This is a genomic window from Pedobacter sp. NO84, from assembly GCF_059703915.1.
The window spans coordinates 3,262,478-3,283,732 of the sequence record NZ_AP046575.1 but is presented as its reverse complement, the minus strand read 5'-3'; the positions used below and the strand labels follow the sequence as shown (position 1 = coordinate 3,283,732).

The window sequence follows — 21,255 nt, the reverse complement described above, 5'->3', positions numbered from 1 at the left end:
TGAGATAGGAAATATTTTCAGTGTGGGAAGATAATTGTGAAATGAGGTTCTAAAATGCTGTTTATCAATTCTAAACCCTATTAGTCCGACTTTTAAGGCCGACCACCACGTTTTTGGCACATTTATTCCATTAGGCATGGAACTCTATGAGGTTAGAAGGGACATGGAGTCCCAAAATTAATTTAAAACACATGAAAAAAATAATGATTTTAGCAATCGGCTTGTTCATAACGGGCGTTGCAAATGCACAATCAACAGACAAAGCGATTAGACTAGGTATTAAAGCCGGTGCAAACTACTCTAATATCATCAAAGATGATGGTAATAACAATTTCAAAACAGACTACTTGGTAGGCTTTCATGCAGGTGTAACATTAGATGTTAAATTGCTCGAGAATTTAGCATTTACACCAGAGTTACTGTATTCAACTAAAGGTTACAAAAGCACTTCAACCTTTGGAGAGTTTACTCAAACTACAAGTTTTATCGATCTTCCTATTTTGGCAAGTATCCAATTGGCTGATGGGTTTAACGTAGTGGTTGGGCCACAGGTTTCATTTTTGTTGTCAACGGATAATAAATTTGAAAGTGGATTTGGAACAGCACAACAAACCATTGTTGAAGACGAATCAGATCGTTTCAAAAAGAACTTGGTAGGAGGCGTAATAGGTTTTAGGTACGACTTTAATAATAAAGTTGGTTTAAACGGTCGTTATGCATTGGATTTTCAAAAGAATAATGAGAATGGAAGCACTACAACACCAGAGTTCAAAAACCAAGTGTTTCAGTTAGGTTTGGGAATTAAGTTTTAAAGTTAAAGGTTCACGGCTCAGCCCTTTATTCGTCCTTGAGGATAGGGGCTAGATGCATAGAGAGATTACTCAAGAGGGTAGTCTCTTTTTTTATAGGATATACAGATTTTAATGATTACACCGATAAGGCAGATTTAACTAAATACTTTGAGTACTTGCTTAAATCAGTAAAGCTAATTTTGAGGTTGATATTGAAAATTTAAAACAAAAAGACGCATCTGCAAGTTAACCTATCATCGCTCTGCTTAGTTGTTAACTAAAAATCAAAACCATGAAAGATCAGTCCACTCCAAAAAACAATCCCACTGTACAGGGAGGTTCAAAAGCCGATAGGGCAAACCATAATATTAAACTTGACAAAAAAGAAAACGGAATCAGTAATTCTGGAGGGCAGCGATCTGATCAGACCTCTAACAAAGATAATCAGCGTAAACGAGGAGAATAATTCCACAATTAGCTAATTAGCACATGAGCTAATTAGCTAATTCTTTGATATCCTTAACTTCTAAAACTTTTCTTGCTGTAGTAGTGCGCATGGTATTGATCATGGCAAGGCCAATTTCCCTTAGCGTAACAAAACTGTTTTTATTGATCGTTTTGAGTATAAAAAACAGCCAGCCGAAATAGTTGTAGGCCTTATGGGTGTATTTTAAACCAGGAGTTGGTTTAATAATCCCAGGCCTAAAATTAAAGACCTGCGAAAAGGGCAATTTCATTAAATCATTCTCGGTTTTGCCCTTAACCTTGGCCCAATTTAAACTTCCTTCCTCACTACTGTAAGTTCCGGCGCCCGACACATAGCAAAATGTCATCTCTTTATTCAATTTGCTTAGGGTGGTAGCAACGTGCATCGTTAGTACATAGGTTTTTTGGTAGTAGTCTTCTTTCGACATCCCTACAGATGATACGCCCAAACAGAAAAAGCAGGCATTGTAACCAGTTAGCTGATCTTCTATGGAAGAAAAGTTGAAAAAATCTGCATGGATTAATTCTTTGAGCTTGGGATGAGTGTAACCACAAGGTTTTCGGTTGATCACTAAAACCTCCGTCACATCTGGATGTTGCAGACATTCGTACAGCACACCTTCGCCCACCATCCCTGTAGAACCGGTAATGACGGCCTTAAATTTTGTATCCATAATCAAATTTAAGGTAAAGATGGGAGAAAAGCGATAAGCAGCGGGCGCGTGTATGCCAAATTTTTTAACCACATAGGGACATAGCAGTCGTAGATTTAATATTAGCTATGCTCTCTATGTTTCTATGTGGTTTAAATCTTTTGTTTAAATTTGAAAAAAACTAACATGCCAGAACTACTCCTCTTATGTGTTATGCTTATTCCTCAGTTTGTAGCGGGGATATACGCCAAAAGCATAGGCAAAAATTTCTGGTTCTGGTTTTTTATCTCTTTTTTAATCCCCATTATCTCGTTAATAGTACTCCTGTTCTTGGATAAAGACAATAAAGAAGAACGAAAGGGTTACAAATTAGCTGAACACGTTACTAAGCCACGTTCCGATAGCTATCGGGATGGGAGTGATGAGTTTGAAGTAGATAATACTCCCAACTAAAAACTCCCAACTCAAACCTAATTCTTTCCTCTTTGAGGGGCATTGGCTCCAATGATATAATCTTTTGGTGGTTCCATATTCAATAGGTTCTGTACAAAATAATCCCAGCGCCTTCTCATCATGTAGGCCGAATAAGGACCATATCCATGTGGACTATTGGGGAATACTATTAGATCAAAACTTTTATTTGCCTTAATCAGCGCATCAACAACTAACATGGTGTTTGATGGCGGAACATTGTTATCCATCATTCCATGGGCCAATAACAATTTACCTTTCAAATTTTTAGCATAATTTTGGTTGGCCTGCGCTTCATAATTTGAATTTTCGGCCAAACCGTTGTAGCGCTCTCCCCAATCGTCCTCATAATTTCTATTATCATGGTTTCCTGATTCGGCTATGCCAACCTTAAAGAAATCGGGATACCTGAACATGGCGGCTGCAGTAGCGAATCCTCCTCCAGAGTGGCCCCAGATCCCTACTTTATTGGTATCTATGGGGTACGTTTTAGCTAATTGTCTGATGGCAGTGATCTGATCAGGCAATGTATTTTCGGCCATATTACCATAGCTCATATCATGGAAGCTTTTTGAGCGGAATGGATTGCTGGTACCCTCTATTACTACCACAATAAATCCAAGTTCTGCCAAGGCCTGATGATCGCCTCTGGCAGCAGAAAACGACCAACTACCAACACTTCCTCCCTGTGGCCCGGGATAAATATAATCTACTACAGGATATTTTTTATTCGGATCCATTTGGGTAGGCGTAAATACCAAACCATAGATATCGGTTGTGCCATCATTTGCTTTTAGGCTAACTGGTGCTGGTGCTTTCCATCCAATTGCGGTTAACCTTGATACATCTGTTTTTTCTAATTGACCAATTAATTTTCCTTTTATGTCCCTAAAAGCCATTGCTGTTGGCACATCCGGTTGCGAATAGGTATCAATAAAATAATTGCCTGTAGGCGATAAAGAAATGGTATGGTTACCTAAATCAGGTGTTAATAAAGTTAAATTTTTACCATCAAAGCCAACTTTATAGAAATAACCAAAATAGGGATTGCCGGGCTCTCTACCTCCGCCCATAAAATAAAGGGTTCTATTTTTCTCATCTACTTTGATCAATTTTGTAACCAACCAATCGCCCTTGGTGATTTGGTTTTTAAGTTTACCCGTGGTCGCGTCGTACAGATAAAGATGGCCCCAGTTATCGCGTTCAGAATACCAGATGATTTCTTTCGAATCTGGCAGATATCTCCAGTTGATCACGCCACGGCCTGATTCGAACTGTGTTTTAACAGTTTCTTCAAATACTTCACGCACGGCACCTGTAGAGGCATCAGCGATTCTGAATTTCTCTTGTTTATGGTCTCTAGAAGTGGATAAAAATGCCATTTCAGATCCATCAGCTTTCCAATCAATATCATCAAAAGTTCCACTGCTAGCGATATCATCGCTTAAAGTTGCCCTGTGTGGATCAGCTGGAATTTGTAAATTCACTATTTTAGCGGTCTCTACATCAATGATAACCCTTCTAATGGTCGCAATTTCCTTATCGCCGGGCAATGGATATTTCCAAGCCTTTAATACGGGAGCGCCTACATTGGTGGTAACCAAATACATATCACTAACATTGCGCTGATCTTGTTGAAATGTAGCCACTTTTTTCGAATCCGGCGACCATCTTACTACAGGTCGATCGCTCATGGTCCATCCCGCATTATCGGTAGCGTAGCCATAATTTTTTACGCCGTCTGTAGTTAGTTGTTTTTCTTTTTTTGTTGCTACATCCCTTACCCACAGGTTCCAATCTTTAATAAATACAGTTTTTGTGCCATCCGGAGAAGCTACATCATTGCCTCCTCCAAATCTTCCCAAACGCATGGATTGACCTGAATTTTCTTTTGTTGCCTCAACAGTGGCAATCTTATTTCCCTGAAGGTCATAGTTCCATCGTTTACCATCAGCGGTAAATTGAATGGATTTACCATCAGCGCTAAAGCTAAGGCCCTGTAAAGGTAATTTGGTACTATCGTATTTTTTCCCTGTTGCAGTTGAAAGGGCTTCAGCCAGTTTTTCTTGATCAAAAGCAGCCAAACGCGTTCTTTTACCCGGATCAACCAAAATAAATTCGGTGCCCTTGGTAGAATTTACGGTGTACCAAAATCGATCTCCATCTATCCAATTGGGATTTATAGACGCTCGATCTACATATTGCATTACATTGGCAGCCATAAAGCTTTCAGCGCGTTCGTAATCTTTTGCCGTTAAGCTTGCTTTTTGAGCATTTGTTGCCAGTGTGAGCGCAACTAATGTCACGGTAAGTAAATACTTATTCATATGTCTATATTTATTCCTATCCGATAAAAATAATATCTTTCGGTTGATTGATTTTAAAGTACCAAGAATAATACATGTTGAATCTCAACGCATAAAGCCAAACTTTTAGTTTTATTCAGTCAAAGACAGCAAGGCAATACTGTTTATTCGTGTCCAATTAAATGTATCTCAAATAAAGATGCCATTTTTTATGTGCTAGCCGTTATTATGTATGGAGATATACGCTTGTCACTTTTAAGAAAATAATTATTATTTTGTGAGTGCAAACAGCCATTAACCATTACCTATGATTTTAGATTCAACAAAGAGTGTACTCCTAACAGGAGGGGCGGGCTTTATTGGAAGCTACTTTGCTCAATATTTTTTAGAAATAGGAATGAAAGTCTATGTGCTGGATAATTTATCTACAGGCACGATAAAAAATCTACCAGTTGATCCTAATCTAATTTTCTTTCAAGGCGATGTGATGAAGGATAAAGATGTACAGAATCTTCCTAAAGTAGATATAGTTGTTCATTTGGCAGGGATAGTTGGAATGCGATTGGCGAAAAAAAATGCCCATCTTGCCTATCTAACTTCTGTACAGGGCTCGGAGAATATTATAAAATACACCGGAGATACGCCTATAGTTTTACTGTCTTCCTCTTCCGTTTACGGGCTAACTAAGGAGCAAGAAAAGGTGAAAGAGAACAGCAATATTACAATCGAGAACCTAAAACAATATGATGGTGGAGTTTTGGGTTATGCTGCAGGGAAGTGGCAGATGGAGCAGATAGGACTAAGAGAAGCTAAAAAAGGGAGAAAGATCCTGATCATTAGACCTTTTAATGTTGTTGGGCGCCTGCAGTTAGCCACTTATGGAATGGTATTACCGTCTTTTATCCAAGCCGCTCTTAAACATAACCCCGTAATTGTTTACGGCGATGGAATGCAATCTAGATGCTTTAGTGATGTAAAATTATTTGTAAAAAGTGCTGTGCAATTAATGAACAACGACGATGCTTGGCAAGAAAACAACAATATATTTAATGTTGGATCGGAAGAGACCATTTCAATTCAATCATTAGCCGAAAAAGTAATTCATTTCACTAGATCTTATTCTTCCATAGTTCATGTGCCATTTCATGAGATTTTTCCTCACCAAAAAGATGTATTAGCCCGTAGGCCAGATACTTCTCACGCACAGCAGTTTATTAATAAAATTGTGTGGACTTCAATTGAAGATGTTATCCAGGATTGTATTTAGGAAAAGCCATAAAACTTGATGACAACAAAAAGTGATGTAATTATTATAGGAGGAGGGATTACTGGTTTAGCAGCGGCAGCAGGATTGGGGAATCAATCAATGATTTTTGAAAGACAGGATCGACCTGGAGGATTGGTGCGTTCTCACTGTTTTAATGGGGGATATTGGTTTGATCATGTACTTCATCTTTTTCATTGCACCAAACCCGATGTGCTCGCAGAAATTAGGTCAACGTTAGGGGACGTATTAAAAGATTGTTCTCCCATTGCCTGGATTGAAACGAGTGAGGGCATTGTAAGATATCCATTTCAGCTTAATCTAGGTAGTTTAACCATTTCGGCTAAAATCAATTGCATAAGAGACTTCTCAATAGCACACTTTAACAAAAACAAAAATTTAAAAAGCTCTTCCTATAAACAATTCCTTACCGATACTTTTGGTAAGGCAATGTGTGAACTTTTTTATTATCCATATAATGAAAAGCAATGGAAGTACCCGCTCGATAAAATTTCTACAAATGGGCAATTATGGAATTTGCACCAACCATCTTATGAAGAAATATTAGAGGGTCTTTTCGATGCAAATAAATTTAGGGAAACGTATAATACGAACGCCTTTTATCCCCAGCCCGATATCGATTCTCCGCTTAGAGGAATGGAAGTTCTTAGCAATGGACTGGCAAAGCGAGTTAAAAATTTACATTTAAATAGTGAAATCGTACAAATCGATCCTCAGAAAAAAGCGGTTTTAGTAAAAAAGGATCAAGCTATAAGTGAATACAATTACAATGAGCATTGCCTTTCTACAATTCCACTTCCCACCTTAATAAAAATATGCAAAAATACACCCAACAAACTTTTAAAGGAAGTAGATAAGTTAAAGTGGAATAAAGTTATTTCTATAGGATTAGCCATTGAAGGTCCGCGACCTATCGATCCAGGTCTTTGGAGGTATTATACCGATCCTGGTATTCCATTTACTAGGCTTATTTTTATGACAGAATTCGATAAACATAACGCGCCCGCAAATGGATGGGGCCTACTTGCAGAAATTCCCTTACCTGCCGGTCAAGAAACGAATCCAGATCAGCTTAAAAAAAGCGTGGTCAATGGTTTGCACAGTCTGAACTTGATCAATGATCACCAAAAGATAATAGGAATTCATTTGTGGGAAGCAAATCCTGCATACGTTATTTTTACGCCCGAAAGCGAACGCATTGTTAATTATGCCCACGAATACTTAGCTAAGATAAAAATCACATCCGCCGGAAGATACGGCAGTTGGGAATATTCTTCAATGTCTAAAAACCTTGAAGATGGTTTTAATTTTTCTAAAACACTCGGTAGATATGAGGATTGTTGATTTAGTTATTTTATTTATTACTGCAATAGCCGGTGGGGCTCTCTGTACATTTGGGATACGGGCTTTTGCAATAAAAAAAAATATTGTTAATCAACCGAATCCTATTGTTGCTCAACACACCAAACCTATAGCTTATTTGGGTGGTGTAGGTCTCTTTGGCGGATTATGTTTTTCTGTATTGATTTATCTTGTTTTCTTCAGCTCTGTTAATGAATACCTAACTCCTAACGGAATTGGCTTGGGTTTAGGAGCTCTTGGTTTTCTTGCGCTAGGGGTGTTGGATGATCTTTTTACCTATAGTGCTAAAAAAAAGATCGTGTGGCAATCACTTTTAGCTTTAATAACCGCAGCATTGGGAATGAGATTTTCGTTGTTTAATAATTTAGCACTGGATTTACTGTTTTCAGTAATTTGGATAGTTGTAATTGTAAATGCGGCTAATTTAACCGATGTATGCGATGGCTTAGTTGCTGGACTTTGCTTTTTTATATTTTTTATACCGATTTTCTTTTATCCCTCCCTAGCATTATTTGGAGTTATTGTGGGCGGCTCAACGCTCGGTTTCCTTTTCTTTAACTTCCCGAAAGCTTCAATTTTCTTGGGAGATGCCGGATCACATTTATTGGGATTTCTGGTGGCCTCTTTTTGTATTTTTGGTTTTCCAAATTCACATTCACTAATTGTTAATGCCTCTTGGATTATTTTAGTTCCAGGTGTGATGTTATTTGAATTGATTTTCCTTGTTATCGTTCGGCTTAAAAAGGGTTTGCGATGGTGGTTAGGAAGCCCTGATCATTTCTCTCTGCGATTGCAACATGGCGGATTTAGTCGCCTAAAAACAGATATCGTAGCCTGGAGCGCCAATATTTTATTGATTGTTATCGCTTGCTCTCTCCCAAGCCTTAATATAAATATTCAATACTTAATTTTAGCCTGTGTGCTACTAATGTGTTTTCTGGCATGGAGGTTTTTAATTACCAAGGATATAAATAATTCACAATGAGCATCTGGATTGCAACAGAATTTTATAGTCCTTATACCGAAAATGCAATAGGCTATTTTGTTAGAGGAATAGCTGAAAAATTAGCCGGTAAAAAAGAAGTACATGTGGTTTTTCCCTGTACCAAAAAGGAATTGGGAAGGGAAGATCATGTTATGATCCATCCGGTAACTGCTAATAATTTTGCTAGAAAGAGCTTGATTTTACGTATGATAGGGCAGTTTATAATGTCTTTACAGTTTTTCTTCTTATTAATAAGAAAAACCCAGAGGGATGACATGGTTATATGCTTTACCCAGCCTGTTTTCTTTATGCTTTTGTGCGTTTTGTTTAAGAAAATAAAGCGTAATAAGATTGTGATTATAAATTATGATCTATTTCCTGAGGTTTTAATAGGCACTGGGGTCATGAAACCAAGTGTGTTTTATCAAATATTGTTATATCCCTTTAATAGAGCATATGAATGCTTTGATATTATAATTTCAATAGGTAGTGATATGACAGCAGTGCTGAAAGAAAAAGTACGTTGTGCCACTAAAATTATAACCATTCCTTGCTGGACAGATACGGAGATGGTTTTTTTCCAAGAAAAAAAAGGGAATGACATTATTATAAAGAATCAGCTCACAGATAAACTGGTTTTTTCTTTTGCAGGAAATATGGGGAGATGTCAAGGTTTAAATAAATTATTGTGTTTGATCGACCAAATTAACCCCGAGTTAAATGTTCATTTCTTATTCTTAGGTAAAGGAGTATTACTAGATTCATTCCTTTCGTTGAGAGAACAAAATAGAAATATTGATTTGATTACCTATCTAGGGTATTACCAAGGGGATAAAAATGTAATGCTGAACGCCTGTGACATTGCAATTGTTTCATGTTTGGAAGAAATGAAAGGGTTTGCCGTGCCAAGCAAAACGTACGACATTCTGGCCTCTGGACATCCTATCTTATTTTTTGGTGCTATAGATTCTGAAATTGGCAAATTAATAACTGAACACCAAATAGGCTGGGTTTGCGGCTTTACGGATATTGATTCTTTTAAAGGAATAATCGAAGAGATTTTAAATCATCCAGCATTGATAATAGAAAAAGGATTGAAAGCCCGCTCTATAGCAGAGTTGCTGTATGAAGAAGAACTTATCTTAGAAAAGTATATAGAAGCATTGGTTTATTAACTGGATTTTCTATCGAGGCATGTTGATGGGTGCCGCTACTTCACATGTTATTTAGCACACTAACTTATACCCAAATCCCCTGTGATTAATCAATTGTACCATGGGGTCTTGCTGTAAATGTTTTCGTAGTTTGGTGATAAAAACATCCAAACTCCTTGAGCTAAAAAAGTCGTCATTACCCCAAACCTGCATTAAAAATGCTTTTCGGTCCAATAGCTGGTTTCTGTTTTGATATAAAACCTTCAATACCTCACTTTCTCTTGAAGTGAGCTTTTTAACTATTCCATTATAGCTTAATTGAGATCGCATCACATCAAAACTATATTTCCCGATAGAAACTGTGCCCGTTCCTAAATCGCTTTCCTCCTCAAAAAGTCTGTTTTGATTAAGAAGCACCTTAACCCTAACTATAAGCTCCTCCATATCAAATGGCTTCTTGAGGTAATCGTTTCCCCCAGCCATATAACCGTTCAACACATCGTTTGGCATCGTACGGGCAGTTAAAAATAGGATTGGCGTATGCTTATCCTCTATTCTGATCTTAACGGCTATCTGTATGCCGCTTTCTAACGGAAGCATCACGTCTAATATTAAAATACTAGGTTTTTCGCTTATATAGGCAGCATAGGCTAAGCTGCCATCGGCGATGTAGATTACTTCAAAGCCGCGGCTTTCCAAGCTATCTTTTATAATGAGGCCAAGTGCTTGCTCGTCTTCAACCAATAAAACTTTGGGCATCACTTTATTGAGGTAAGTTAATTTCGAAAACGCTTCCATTGGCATTACTACTTCTTAAATTTACTGTTCCATTATGTTTCTCCACTATGTTTCTAACGTAGCTTAAACCTAAGCCATATCCTTTTATACTATGGTCATTTGGAGATGGAACCCTAAAAAACTTATCAAAGATATTTTTTTGATACTGAGTTGGAATGCCTATCCCATTATCGCTAACATGAATTTTGATTCCGCTTTCGGTGTTAACACAAGAAATATCTATCGTTACTTTTTCTTTTCCATATTTAATCGCATTGTCTATCAAATTAATAATAACATTATGGAGATGGGTCTTATCAGCAAAAACTTCCTCATCTGTTTGGTAATTCAAGTGGATTTTTACGTCTTTTTGGATATGTAATTGCTGGACATTAATTATCTCTTCCAACATTTCTTTTAAATTAAATTTCACCTGCTGGATAGTAAAAGTGCTTCGTTCGTAGATCGCACTGTTTAAAATGGTATCTATCATTTGCGAAAGCCGTTGCATTTCATTTGCTGCAGTATGGAGGTATTGATCTGTCTTATCCTTATTGTTTAATACACCAAAGTACCGCATCCCATGTATGGCGGCCAGGGTTGTGGCTACAGGTGTTTTTAATTCATGAGAAACATTGCCAATAAAATCATCTTTGATATCAGCCAATTTTTTCTGCTTAAAAATGGTGTAGAGCATAAAGGTTAAGCAAAACCCAATCAATAATAAAAGGACAGTTGAACCAATAATACTAAAGATCATCTGCTTGAGCAGATAGGATGAAGGAATTTTTGCTGTTAATACTAGTAAAGGAAGTTGGTTAATTTCAAAAGCAAGCGCATCATGATTTAGTGGCTTTGCCACATAGATCAGCTTACTCTTATTGTTCAGGTTTTGAATATGGGCCTCTAAGGAATCTAACCTTGCGGTTAGGTTTTTCTTGGTTTTAGCTATTGGTACTTCAATGACTTCGCTAGAGGTTACGTCATTTTTAGGCTTCGTTGTTGCTACTGTAGTGGGCTTTTTGTCAAATACATCAATGTCTGGATAGTAAACCACACTTAAATCCCCATCTAGACTATTCTTATGTGCTAATTGTTGTAAGATCCTGTTCAAAGTACTTACATCACGAGAATAATAAAAACAGCGCATTAGTTTCTCTTGAATTTTATCCTTTTTGCTACCAATTACATATCTGCCTACACCAATTAAAGTTGAGTAAATGGTTTCTAACTTATCGAGATCTGAGGTGTTTATTTTTTGTAGGAGGAAGGCTTGAGGATCTTCTTCGATTTCTTTAGCCTCTTGTGCCGATACCGTATAAGAAAGCCATGCCGTTGTAAATTGATCTTTACACCTATAGCCAATTGCAGCCCTATCTTTTCCGAAATATTCAATGATGCTAAAATCATAATCTGCAGGAGATAAAAGTACTTGTTTTAAAAGATCTCTAACCGTATCCGCTACCAGTTCTTTATGTTTAATTATCGCATTGTCAAGAAGCTGGTTTACATCAATCTTAGTTTTCTCTTTACTAACCTGATAACTATTTTTTAGCCAACTTATCTGAAAAATAAGTATTCCGATCGTTGAGATTATGCTCAATAGAACAAGTGATCCCCTATTATTTTTCATCATTGCTGCAATAATATGGTTTCGATTTCTTTTATTCTCTGCGCGGGTTCTCCCTTATTGGGCCGTGAAATTACTTTTCCTTTGGTGTTAAGGATAAAATGAGTAGGGTAGCTATGAAACTCAAAGGCATTGTTAAGTACGGCAACTTCATCTTTGCTCAAGTTGATAAAATCTCCCTTAATCTGATATTTTTCTTTGATGGCTAACATGCTTTGCTTTGTAGTAAATGCCGACAGAAATACAAATTTGATAGGCTTATTTTTAAGTGCAGCAATCAATTTCGGATAATCAGGCATTTCGCCCATACAGGGCCCACACCAATCTCCCCAAAAATCAATATACAGGTTTTGGCCTTTGAAATTGTAAAAAAGGTCAATCAGCTTGTGCTTTAAAACGGCATTGATTTCTTGTGTTTTTAATCGATCAATGATACCAAAGGATTTGAAATTTTCAATGCTTCTTCCTGCCAATAGTTGCTCTTTTAAATAGGGGTTTGTAATTATGCCATCAAAACGTTCCCAAAAGCTGTTCGGATCGGCCAGATTACTGGCCCTTTGCTTATAATTAATATAGTATAGAACCTCTTTGGTGAGACCGTTAGCATAGCTATCAATCTCATTAAGAGATAAAGGTACTGTATTGCCCTGTTGTTCATTCTTAACCGCAAGATAAATTGGATTAATGTTAAAGATAATCTGCTGATCACTCCCTAAAATTCTTAGAAACCCATAATATGCAGAAGTATTAAAAGCAGAAGGATTATTGATCGGTATTGCATCTACCAAGTGTAGCAATTGTTTTTGCGTGATCTCCATATTGAATTTGCCGGCAAACGGATGAAATAAGACCGCCCATCCTGCAGCATACTGCAATTTATTACGTTGCCAATCAATAAAGGTCTGATTGGTTATGTTGTGCGTTCTAACATATAAATTTAGATAATCAAGTTGTTCGTTGAGTGCATTAATGGTTTGTGCAGCAAATAGACTATCACTTTGCGCTTTATCGCTCATATTTATGCTGAGCTTAAACAGGTGTTGATTAAATGCCGTCTCAAATTTGAAAATTAGGTTGTTGATTTCTTCCAGGGTCCCACTTGCCACAAATGCGCCCTCACTACCCTTGGCATGATTAACTTTCGAATCAACAATTGTTAAGCGTATGGCTCCTGCAGGTTTAACATAGAGGGGGATAAATTCATCCTTGTAATTAAGTAGTATATCTCCTTCAAAAGCTTGGTATAGCTTTACTCCAAAGCTCCCATCATTAGCTAACTGTACTGCACGAGCTGTGGATCTCCCAAGGATATCATAAGTAGAAAAGGTGATAAAATGATTTTCTTGACTAGATTTAAAACCTTCGACCTTTCCATTGATCAATACACTATCCTTTGCGTTAAAAGGATTGTTTTGCGCTAAACAGTGTTGAATGGCTACACATAAAATAAGTATCATTCCTATTCTTTTCATAAGCTATCGATTAATTTAAATCTAAACTAAAGATGTTTATGAGAAGATAAAAACGTATTAAGAAACGTTAACATATAGTCATCCGATGACTTAAGTAATCGGATGACTAAACTAAAATTCGCTACTAGTTGCCAAATTCTTTACTTCAAACAGATCGGTAAAATCCTTATCCAAAAATCCAGCTAGTTTTATACTGGATTTATTGGTGTTAAAGTATTTACGTTTTTGTTGTGTTATTTCATTATCCAAAAACAAATCGACATTATACTTAAAAGTAATTTCTGAAATAGTAACCCGATATTTATAATCTTTTACCTGAACAACTACTATAGCATCTATAGGTATATTTAATAAGATCGGCGCATTAAAAACGGTGGTGTTATACCTTACATCATCAAAATGGTGTTCACAAAGGCGCCCATAAAAACCTACATTAGTTATACCATCCATGTCGAACTTAAAATCTTTGGTACTGTTTAAAAGTTGATACACCTGATCTGCGAGTTGCTTTTGCGGCAGGTTAGACGGAAAAACTTTTTGGTAAACAACCCTGGTTTCTTTTAGATAAAAGGAGGTGTTTGGGATACTGTCTTGAAAAACAGCATTAATTGTGGTGGCTTTTTCATTCTGCGCATGGCAAAATACTGGAAAAAGCAGGGCCAGTAACATAATTTTCATAATGATTTCATTTGTGTGTGTACCACAAATGCACAAACATGATGCCTATTCCTTAGGATATTTATTGTTCGCCAAAATGTTACGAATCCTTTAATCTAATGGCCCTCACCAGTGTATTTCTCTTTGGTGCAGGTAGTTGTATTTTTGATCCTTCAAAGTATTTGGCGATTATATTTTCTGGTGTTTCGCATATCACCTGCTCAAATCCCATAGTATAAAGCTGCTGGGGCAACTCTTCCATATTAAAATGGGTAATCCAAGGCTCTCCCGCCGCTGCGACACTTTCGGCAGTTACCGTTAAGTTTTCGCTATCCCGTTGGTTCGAAATTGTAAATACAAACTCGCTCCCGGGCGATAATTGGCCAGCAAAGCTGAATATTTTCTCAACGCTAGCCCTGCTCAAATAAACGAGTACCCCTAAGCAAGAGATAAAAATAGGCTCTTCAAGATTAAGCGATGATCTTAAGGCCAATGTTAAATCATCCTTTTCCAGATCTATTTTAGCAAAAGATACATTTTCCGGAATGGCAATTTGTGCTTCATTTAAGATTGCTATTTTTTCTTTCTGGCTAGCGGGATGATCCGCTTCTACAATTTTCATGCCTCTCGCCCATTCTGGTTGTCGATAAGCAAAAGTATCTAAACCAGCTCCCAAAATTATAAACTGTTTAACTCCTCTTTTGTATGCTTCTGCTAGGCAATCCTCAGCATACCTACTTCGTAATACGACATGGGTGCGCAATGCTAGAGAAACTGGATCATAATAGCGAAAGCGGTTCTCCAACGCATAGGCTACCCACTCTTCAGGTACAAGCTTTAGGGATATAGGATCGTCTAACAGTTTTTCTTCTCCATCTATTAACTGATGAACTGCTCTTAACATCGCTACGCCCACGGCGGTAGCACTTCCGCTATCTTTTTTCATAGTGAGGTTATGTTAATTTTTCAGTAAAGATTATTCGGTTATAGAATGGATCAATAACGGTTATGCTGATCGTATCTTTGGCCCAATCTACTTTATCCAATCCAGGTCTCATAAATGTGTACTGCTTTGCTAACAGTTGTTGATGATAATCTTTTAAGTTTTTGCACCCCTCCAATAGCGTTAATGCACCCGGACTGCAGTCGCCATGATGCTGTGAGAGGTTGATTGTTGCTCCATGCAAGGAAATCTGCATATAAAATGGAACGTTGGTCTCTATATGTTCCCACACAATAGTGCCCCCTAGCCAATCTATATAAAATTCGATCGTTTTAGCGTAATCGAATACACGTGATACTGGAATTGCTTTGCTCATTATCTTAAGATTTATCCAAACTTCTGTAATTGTAAGTTAAAGCTACTTAACAATTGTAAAGAAATAAACTAGATCTTGTTTCTAATCCTACTTAGTGAAACTGGGGTGATACCCAAATAAGAAGCGATATATTGCAATGGGATTCGTTTAATGATTTCGGGTTTGTTTCTGAGCAGATTTTCATAGCGCTGTTGTGGCATATCTTTTAGAAAGGAAAAGAAATGCCTGATGAATTCAGATTGCCGATCAACTGCCCAATCCATCATGTATTTGTTAAGAAAAGCACTTTCTTCTACCACCTTATCCAGATCTTTTTTACTGATCCACACCAGTTCGCAAGGCTCAATGGTTTCGATATTGAACATGCTAGGCAATTGCTTTCTGAAACTCTCTACAGAGCAAACTACATCGCCCTCGAAGAAGAACTGAAAACTGATTTCTTTCCCATCGTGGTTAAACCAAACCCTGATAGAACCCTTTATCACTTTAAAAAGCTGATTTGAATAGGCGCCCTCCTTTAATAGTATGGTTTTGGTAGGTACAGAAAGCGGATGCCACATGGATTTATAAGGCTTCCAAGCGTTCTTTACCCGTGATTGCTCCTCAACAGAAATCATATGGCTATTATCGAAAAATGAAGGTAAAATAAACTTAAATCTTTTTAAAAGAAAATGCCGTAAACTTTATGTTAAGGCACTAAAATGGTTATAAATTAATAACCCATATAAGAACATTTAAGTAGAGAGCAACTTATATGTCTTATATGGTAAACAACAGGGATATTAATCGATTACGGTTACCTTAATCATATTGGTTTTACCTTTAACCTGCAATGGGATGGCTGCGGTGTTGATAATTACATCACCTTTTTTGATTAATTTATACTTTTTAAGTACATCATTCACATCAGTGATGGTATCATCCGTACTTTCAAATTTATCGTAGAAGAATCCTCTTACTCCCCAAATTAGACTGAGGGTATTGAGCAGTGTTTCGTTACTGGTAAAGATAAATATGGGCGCTTTTGGTCTATGACTAGAAATTTCGAAGGCGGTATAACCACTCAATGTCATTGATACAATTCCCACAGCACTAGTCTGTTTAGAGAGGAAACACGCTGAATCGCAAACCGCATCGCTCAAGAAACTTCTCACATCCTTATTTAAAAACTTCTCTACGTGGAAAGGATAGTTATTTTCTTCAATGTTATTAATGATTTTTTGCATGGTTTCGATTACGATCAATGGAAACTCACCAACAGAAGTTTCTCCACTTAACATTACCGCATCAGCTCCATCTAAAACAGAGTTTGCCACATCATTAACCTCAGCACGTGTTGGACGAGGGGTGGTGATCATGCTTTCGAGCATTTGCGTAGCGATAATAACAGGTTTCGAGGCCGCCCTACACTTTTTTACAATCATCTTTTGCAAAAGAGGCACTTCTTCCATGGGCATTTCTACCCCTAAATCTCCCCGGGCAACCATGATGGCATCCGATACGGCAATAATTGCATCTATATTTGCGATGGCCTCAGGCTTTTCAATCTTGGCAACTACTCTTGCAGTTTTGCCCCTCGCTTTGATGATATCTTTTAGCTCGGTGATATCTTCGGCATTACGCACAAAGGATAGGCCGATCCATTCTACATCATTTTCTAATACAAACTCAAGGTTTTTACGATCTTCGATGGTTAGAGAGGGGATAGATACTTTGGTATTAGGTAAATTAACCCCTTTTCTCGAAGTTAATATGCCACCGTGTACAATTTCACAAACTACCTCGTCTTTATAATTGGTTTCGATTACACGCATCTGCAGTTTCCCATCATCTAAGAGAATAATTTCGCCAGCTTTAACGTCTTGGGGGAAGTTTTCGTAAGTAATGTAGATCCTTTCCTCACTTCCAACACATTCTTTGGTAGTGATTACAGTTCTCTTGCCGTTTACCAAATGGATTCCTCCATCTTTTACGGTACCAATCCTAATTTTTGGACCTTGTAAATCGGCGAGGATGCCTACATTGTATTTATATTTCTTGTTAATACTTCTGATGGTATCTAGTACTTCTTGATGGTCGGCCTGAGACCCATGAGAGAAATTAAGGCGACATACATCCAATCCCGCATTAAACATACTATATAAAACGTCTGGTTTGGCTGATGCTGGGCCTAAGGTAGCTACTATCTTTGTTCTGGAATGAAAAGGTTTCATCTGTTGTTTTTTATTTTTTAGTGGTCAGATGGATCTGCAATGCAAAACTATCATTTAAGGTTTATGATAATATCAGATAACAGGTTCATTTATATTTTTTTGAATGATAAAAATGGAGAGTACATTAAAAATAACGCCGTTGTAATCTTATTGTTTGTAATGAGTTTCACTTTTAATCAGATTCAAATATAGTGTATTTTATACACGAACAATATAAAATTTACATTACCAGGTTCTCTTTCGATTTTAATTTGAGCGGATCAATCTGTGCAGCAACCTGGATATCAGCAAGTTTGTTAAGCCCTGTTAAAATAAAATTAAGATCTTCCTTGTCTATGTATTGATGAATGATCATGAAAAAGTCGACCTTGTTCATTTCAGGAATTAAAAACCCTTCGGGATTTCGATTGTTAACTAGATAATATTCAATTTCACCTTGTTCTACAAAATAATAAAACCTGGAAAATGAGAGCGGGGCTTCATCAATGTTGTAATAAACCTCGTGATCATCAGTCTTTTCGAAGTCGAATTCAAGGTTTTTATTTATTTTATGACAAAGTATATAATCTTTAAGAGATGCCGTAATGGCTATTAAAACAAAATCAAGGTCTAACGAGAGTTTTAAATAAGTTTTGTTCAAAACGGAATATTTTATTAGAATTACGAAATTATAAAACTAATTTTACATTAAGTTTGAAATAAAAAGATTAAAATTGATTGAGAAATAAAAACATTTGAAAAGTGTTAGAATTTTATTTTTCTTTGCACAGAATTATTTAACCATTAAATTATAAAATTATGTCTGATATTGCTTCAAGAGTTAAGGCTATCATTGTAGAAAAACTAGGTGTGGATGAAAGCGAAGTTACGCCAGAAGCTTCTTTCACTAACGACTTAGGTGCGGATTCTCTGGATACTGTAGAATTGATTATGGAATTCGAAAAAGAATTCAATGTTGCAATTCCTGACGATCAGGCTGAAACAATCGGTACTGTTGGTCAAGCAATTGCTTATTTAGAAAAAAACGTTAAGTAAGATACGCTTCCCGTACAATACGTATAAATGGAACTAAAAAGAGTAGTAGTTACAGGTTTAGGTGCGCTCACTCCAATTGGTAATACAACCCAAGAATTTTGGGAAGGATTAATCAATGGTGTGAGCGGTGCTGGGCCAATTACAGGTTTTGATACTGAAAAGTTCAAAACAAAATTTGCTTGCGAGCTAACGAATTTTAATCCAGAAGATCACCTGGATAAAAAGGAAGCCCGTAAACTGGATCCATTTGTGCAATATGCCTTAGTGGCAACTGCCGAAGCAGTAGCAGACGGAGGTTATGATTGGGAAAAGATTGATACCAACCGTGTTGGTGTGATCTGGGGATCGGGTATAGGTGGATTTAAGACCTTTCAAGAAGAAATGAAAAATTTCTTTTTAGGCGATGGTACTCCAAGGATCAATCCTTTCTTTATTCCTAAAGTAATTATAGATATTGTTCCCGGACATATTTCCATTAAATATGGATTGCGCGGACCAAATTTTGCCACGGTTTCTGCGTGTGCTTCTTCAACCAATGCCATGATTGATGCCTTTAACTATATCCGTTTGGATATTGCAGACATTATTATAAGCGGTGGTTCAGAAGCGATTATTAACGAAGCAGGTATTGGCGGATTTAATGCTATGCATGCCCTCTCTACCCGAAATGATGATCCTAAAACGGCATCACGCCCCTTTGATAAAGACCGCGAGGGATTTGTTGCCGGCGAAGGTGCAGGAACGATTATTTTGGAAGAACTGGAACACGCAAAAGCCCGAGGAGCCAAAATTTATGCTGAAATTGTTGGTGGCGGCATGAGCGCCGATGCCAATCACATTACCGCTCCCCATCCACAAGGATTAGGCGCAAGAATGGTAATGACAAATGCACTGAGAGACGCTAAATTAACTACTGCAGACATCGATTATATCAATGTTCATGGTACTTCTACTCCACTTGGAGACATAAGCGAAAGTAGGGCAATTGTAGATTTATTTGGCGAAGATGCCTATAAATTGAATATCAGTTCTACAAAATCAATGACAGGCCATTTATTGGGTGCCGCAGGAGCTATTGAAGCTATTGCTACCATCCTTGCTGTAAAAAATGATATTGTTCCTCCAACAATCAATCACTTTACAGACGACCCAGAATTTGATCCAAAATTAAATTTTACATTTAACAAGGCTCAAAAACGCACCATTCGTGCTGCACAAAGCAATACCTTTGGATTTGGTGGTCATAATGCATCTGTTATTTTCAAAAAATACGAGGAATAACCTTAAAACTATTTTTATAGCTATTTGTATCTTTATGATATATACGTGTTTGCCCTTCATTTTTTGTAGCAAAATTTAATGCCATTATTCAATTTATATAAGCTTTACTTTTCGCCAAATAAAGAGTTTGTTAAAAAACTAAAGAATATACTAGGTTTCGTACCTGGTAATGTTGTTCTTTATAAAATGGCATTCAGGCATCGCTCTGTGGCTAAAGTCTTAAAAAATGGAAGTCGAAGCAGTAATGAACGTTTAGAGTTTTTAGGGGATGCCATTTTAGGTTCAGTAATTGCCGAACTTCTGTTTAAGAGCTATCCATATAAAGAAGAGGGCTTTTTGACAGAAATGCGCTCAAAAATCGTAAATAGAGCTAATCTAAATCAGCTTGCCCGCAAAATGGGCTTTGATCAATTGATTGTGTTTGATCAAAAGACGGTAAACGTACAATCCAAGCATCATTCTATGCTTGGGGATGCATTTGAAGCACTAATTGGCGCTATTTACCTAGATAAAGGATATAATTTCACGAAGAGCTTTCTTCTTAGTAGAATTGTTAAACCTTATATCGATATCCATACGCTCGAAATGACCGAGACCAATTTCAAAAGTAAACTGATTGAATGGTGCCAACGCCATGGTAAGGATATTTCTTTCGATATGGTAGAAAATGGTGAAGGAGAAAGTATTAAACTATTTACTATCCATGCTATTGTTGATAACGAAAACCATGGGATTGGAAGGGACTACAACAAGAAGAACGCAGAGAAATTGGCCGCAGAAAAGGCCTGTGAGTCTCTAGCGATTTAGGAGCGTGTGCGTATTGCATAATAAGATTGAATACATTGTTCGAACACTGAAAATCAAGGTAAGAATGAATTTATTTAAATTTACTTGCATGCTGGGTTTAACATTCTTTTGCAGCCTTTCGTATGGCCAAGGCGCATGGAATATTCGCTATCTACCACTCTCATCACTCGACAGCTCTATTATTGGGAGGGAAATTAGACTGGATTTCAAATCATCAGCCACTGATACTTTAGCTAAAGAATTGCAAGTTAGAAGTTATCTTTCTAAGAATGATCAGGTTGATTTGATTATTGACTGTAAGGTAACCCCCTTTAAAGAAAACTGGAAAGTTTATGTAGACCATGGGTCGTTGTATGAGCAGAATTTGATTAATACGAGTAATCCAGAAGAATTCATCAAAGAAATTTTCATAAATTCTTTAACAAATTCACATCTAACGGTCACCGCCTATTTATATCGAAGTAAAAATGATAAATCATTCGTGAAGAAAATAATTAAAATAGAAAAATCTTTAATTAAAGGGGTTTTAATCACTTCAAAATAGTTAAAGACATTGTTCTTAAGCTAGTCG

At 37.0% G+C, this 21,255-nt stretch carries 22 protein-coding genes; 11 read left to right on the top strand and 11 right to left on the bottom strand.

Annotation, left to right across the window (positions count from 1 at the left end):
* Positions 1-191: 191 nt before the first annotated feature.
* On the top strand, positions 192-812 hold the full coding sequence (locus AC6H0V_RS14450; RefSeq protein ID WP_497560898.1) for a porin family protein: 621 nt from the start codon (positions 192-194) through the stop codon (positions 810-812).
* A gap of 271 nt (positions 813-1,083) precedes the next feature.
* Positions 1,084-1,257 (top strand): hypothetical protein, encoded by a 174-nt coding sequence (locus AC6H0V_RS14445; RefSeq protein ID WP_497560897.1) that lies wholly within the window; start codon positions 1,084-1,086, stop codon positions 1,255-1,257.
* A gap of 28 nt (positions 1,258-1,285) precedes the next feature.
* On the opposite strand, the gene AC6H0V_RS14440 is transcribed toward AC6H0V_RS14445, so the two are convergent.
* Positions 1,286-1,951: an NAD-dependent epimerase/dehydratase family protein gene (locus AC6H0V_RS14440; protein WP_497560896.1), complete on the bottom strand. Its 666-nt coding sequence runs from the start codon at positions 1,949-1,951 to the stop codon at positions 1,286-1,288.
* A 165-nt stretch (positions 1,952-2,116) separates the two neighbouring features.
* On the opposite strand from AC6H0V_RS14440, the gene AC6H0V_RS14435 reads away from it, so the two are divergent.
* Entirely contained in the window at positions 2,117-2,383 is a 267-nt protein-coding gene (locus AC6H0V_RS14435) for a hypothetical protein (protein ID WP_497560895.1), read from the top strand.
* A 17-nt stretch (positions 2,384-2,400) separates the two neighbouring features.
* On the opposite strand, the gene AC6H0V_RS14430 is transcribed toward AC6H0V_RS14435, so the two are convergent.
* A complete protein-coding gene (locus tag AC6H0V_RS14430; protein WP_497560894.1) occupies positions 2,401-4,728 on the bottom strand; it encodes a S9 family peptidase in 2,328 nt (775 codons plus the stop codon).
* A 286-nt stretch (positions 4,729-5,014) separates the two neighbouring features.
* On the opposite strand from AC6H0V_RS14430, the gene AC6H0V_RS14425 reads away from it, so the two are divergent.
* From AC6H0V_RS14425 to AC6H0V_RS14410, 4 genes are read left to right on the top strand one after another with little or no spacing between them, the layout of a single operon-like run.
* Positions 5,015-5,974 carry an NAD-dependent epimerase/dehydratase family protein gene (locus AC6H0V_RS14425; RefSeq protein ID WP_497560893.1) on the top strand — a complete coding sequence of 320 codons (960 nt, stop codon included), beginning with the start codon at positions 5,015-5,017 and terminating at the stop codon, positions 5,972-5,974.
* Positions 5,975-5,992: 18 nt separating this feature from the next.
* A complete protein-coding gene (locus AC6H0V_RS14420; RefSeq protein WP_497560892.1) occupies positions 5,993-7,336 on the top strand; it encodes a protoporphyrinogen/coproporphyrinogen oxidase in 1,344 nt (447 codons plus the stop codon).
* Positions 7,290-8,339, top strand: coding sequence for a glycosyltransferase family 4 protein (locus AC6H0V_RS14415; RefSeq protein WP_497560891.1), 1,050 nt, complete (start codon positions 7,290-7,292; stop codon positions 8,337-8,339). The genes AC6H0V_RS14420 and AC6H0V_RS14415 overlap by 47 nt, the downstream gene beginning before the upstream one ends.
* Positions 8,336-9,514: a glycosyltransferase family 4 protein gene (locus tag AC6H0V_RS14410; RefSeq protein ID WP_497560890.1), complete on the top strand. Its 1,179-nt coding sequence runs from the start codon at positions 8,336-8,338 to the stop codon at positions 9,512-9,514. The genes AC6H0V_RS14415 and AC6H0V_RS14410 overlap by 4 nt, the downstream gene beginning before the upstream one ends.
* 51 nt (positions 9,515-9,565) lie before the next feature.
* On the opposite strand, the gene AC6H0V_RS14405 is transcribed toward AC6H0V_RS14410, so the two are convergent.
* The 9 genes from AC6H0V_RS14405 to AC6H0V_RS14365 all read right to left on the bottom strand — a co-directional run bounded on the left by AC6H0V_RS14405 (position 9,566) and on the right by AC6H0V_RS14365 (position 18,201).
* Positions 9,566-10,252, bottom strand: coding sequence for a response regulator transcription factor (locus tag AC6H0V_RS14405; protein WP_497560889.1), 687 nt, complete (start codon positions 10,250-10,252; stop codon positions 9,566-9,568).
* A gap of 4 nt (positions 10,253-10,256) precedes the next feature.
* A complete protein-coding gene (locus AC6H0V_RS14400; RefSeq protein WP_497560888.1) occupies positions 10,257-11,906 on the bottom strand; it encodes a sensor histidine kinase in 1,650 nt (549 codons plus the stop codon).
* Positions 11,903-13,372 carry a TlpA family protein disulfide reductase gene (locus tag AC6H0V_RS14395; RefSeq protein ID WP_497560887.1) on the bottom strand — a complete coding sequence of 490 codons (1,470 nt, stop codon included), beginning with the start codon at positions 13,370-13,372 and terminating at the stop codon, positions 11,903-11,905. The genes AC6H0V_RS14400 and AC6H0V_RS14395 overlap by 4 nt, the downstream gene beginning before the upstream one ends.
* 111 nt (positions 13,373-13,483) lie before the next feature.
* Positions 13,484-14,050, bottom strand: a complete 567-nt coding sequence (locus tag AC6H0V_RS14390) for a hypothetical protein (protein ID WP_497560886.1) — start codon at positions 14,048-14,050, stop codon at positions 13,484-13,486.
* 79 nt (positions 14,051-14,129) lie between these two features.
* Complete coding sequence (locus AC6H0V_RS14385; RefSeq protein ID WP_497560885.1) at positions 14,130-14,975, bottom strand: SAM-dependent methyltransferase; 846 nt, start codon at positions 14,973-14,975, stop codon at positions 14,130-14,132.
* A 7-nt stretch (positions 14,976-14,982) separates the two neighbouring features.
* Positions 14,983-15,348: a glyoxalase superfamily protein gene (locus AC6H0V_RS14380; protein ID WP_497560884.1), complete on the bottom strand. Its 366-nt coding sequence runs from the start codon at positions 15,346-15,348 to the stop codon at positions 14,983-14,985.
* Between the two features lie 68 nt (positions 15,349-15,416).
* A complete protein-coding gene (locus AC6H0V_RS14375; RefSeq protein ID WP_497560883.1) occupies positions 15,417-15,908 on the bottom strand; it encodes a Crp/Fnr family transcriptional regulator in 492 nt (163 codons plus the stop codon).
* Positions 15,909-16,130: 222 nt separating this feature from the next.
* Positions 16,131-17,561, bottom strand: coding sequence for a pyruvate kinase (gene pyk, locus AC6H0V_RS14370; RefSeq protein ID WP_497560882.1), 1,431 nt, complete (start codon positions 17,559-17,561; stop codon positions 16,131-16,133).
* 220 nt (positions 17,562-17,781) lie between these two features.
* Positions 17,782-18,201, bottom strand: a complete 420-nt coding sequence (locus AC6H0V_RS14365; RefSeq protein WP_497560881.1) for an IPExxxVDY family protein — start codon at positions 18,199-18,201, stop codon at positions 17,782-17,784.
* Positions 18,202-18,359: 158 nt separating this feature from the next.
* Between AC6H0V_RS14365 and AC6H0V_RS14360 the strand changes: the two genes are divergently transcribed.
* The 4 genes from AC6H0V_RS14360 to AC6H0V_RS14345 all read left to right on the top strand — a co-directional run bounded on the left by AC6H0V_RS14360 (position 18,360) and on the right by AC6H0V_RS14345 (position 21,228).
* A complete protein-coding gene (locus AC6H0V_RS14360; RefSeq protein ID WP_008508386.1) occupies positions 18,360-18,596 on the top strand; it encodes an acyl carrier protein in 237 nt (78 codons plus the stop codon).
* 27 nt (positions 18,597-18,623) lie between these two features.
* Positions 18,624-19,877, top strand: a complete 1,254-nt coding sequence (gene fabF, locus AC6H0V_RS14355; protein WP_497560880.1) for a beta-ketoacyl-ACP synthase II — start codon at positions 18,624-18,626, stop codon at positions 19,875-19,877.
* A 78-nt stretch (positions 19,878-19,955) separates the two neighbouring features.
* On the top strand, positions 19,956-20,684 hold the full coding sequence (gene rnc / locus AC6H0V_RS14350) for a ribonuclease III (protein ID WP_497560879.1): 729 nt from the start codon (positions 19,956-19,958) through the stop codon (positions 20,682-20,684).
* A 64-nt stretch (positions 20,685-20,748) separates the two neighbouring features.
* Positions 20,749-21,228 carry a hypothetical protein gene (locus AC6H0V_RS14345; protein WP_497560878.1) on the top strand — a complete coding sequence of 160 codons (480 nt, stop codon included), beginning with the start codon at positions 20,749-20,751 and terminating at the stop codon, positions 21,226-21,228.
* The last annotated feature ends 27 nt before the right edge of the window (positions 21,229-21,255 follow it).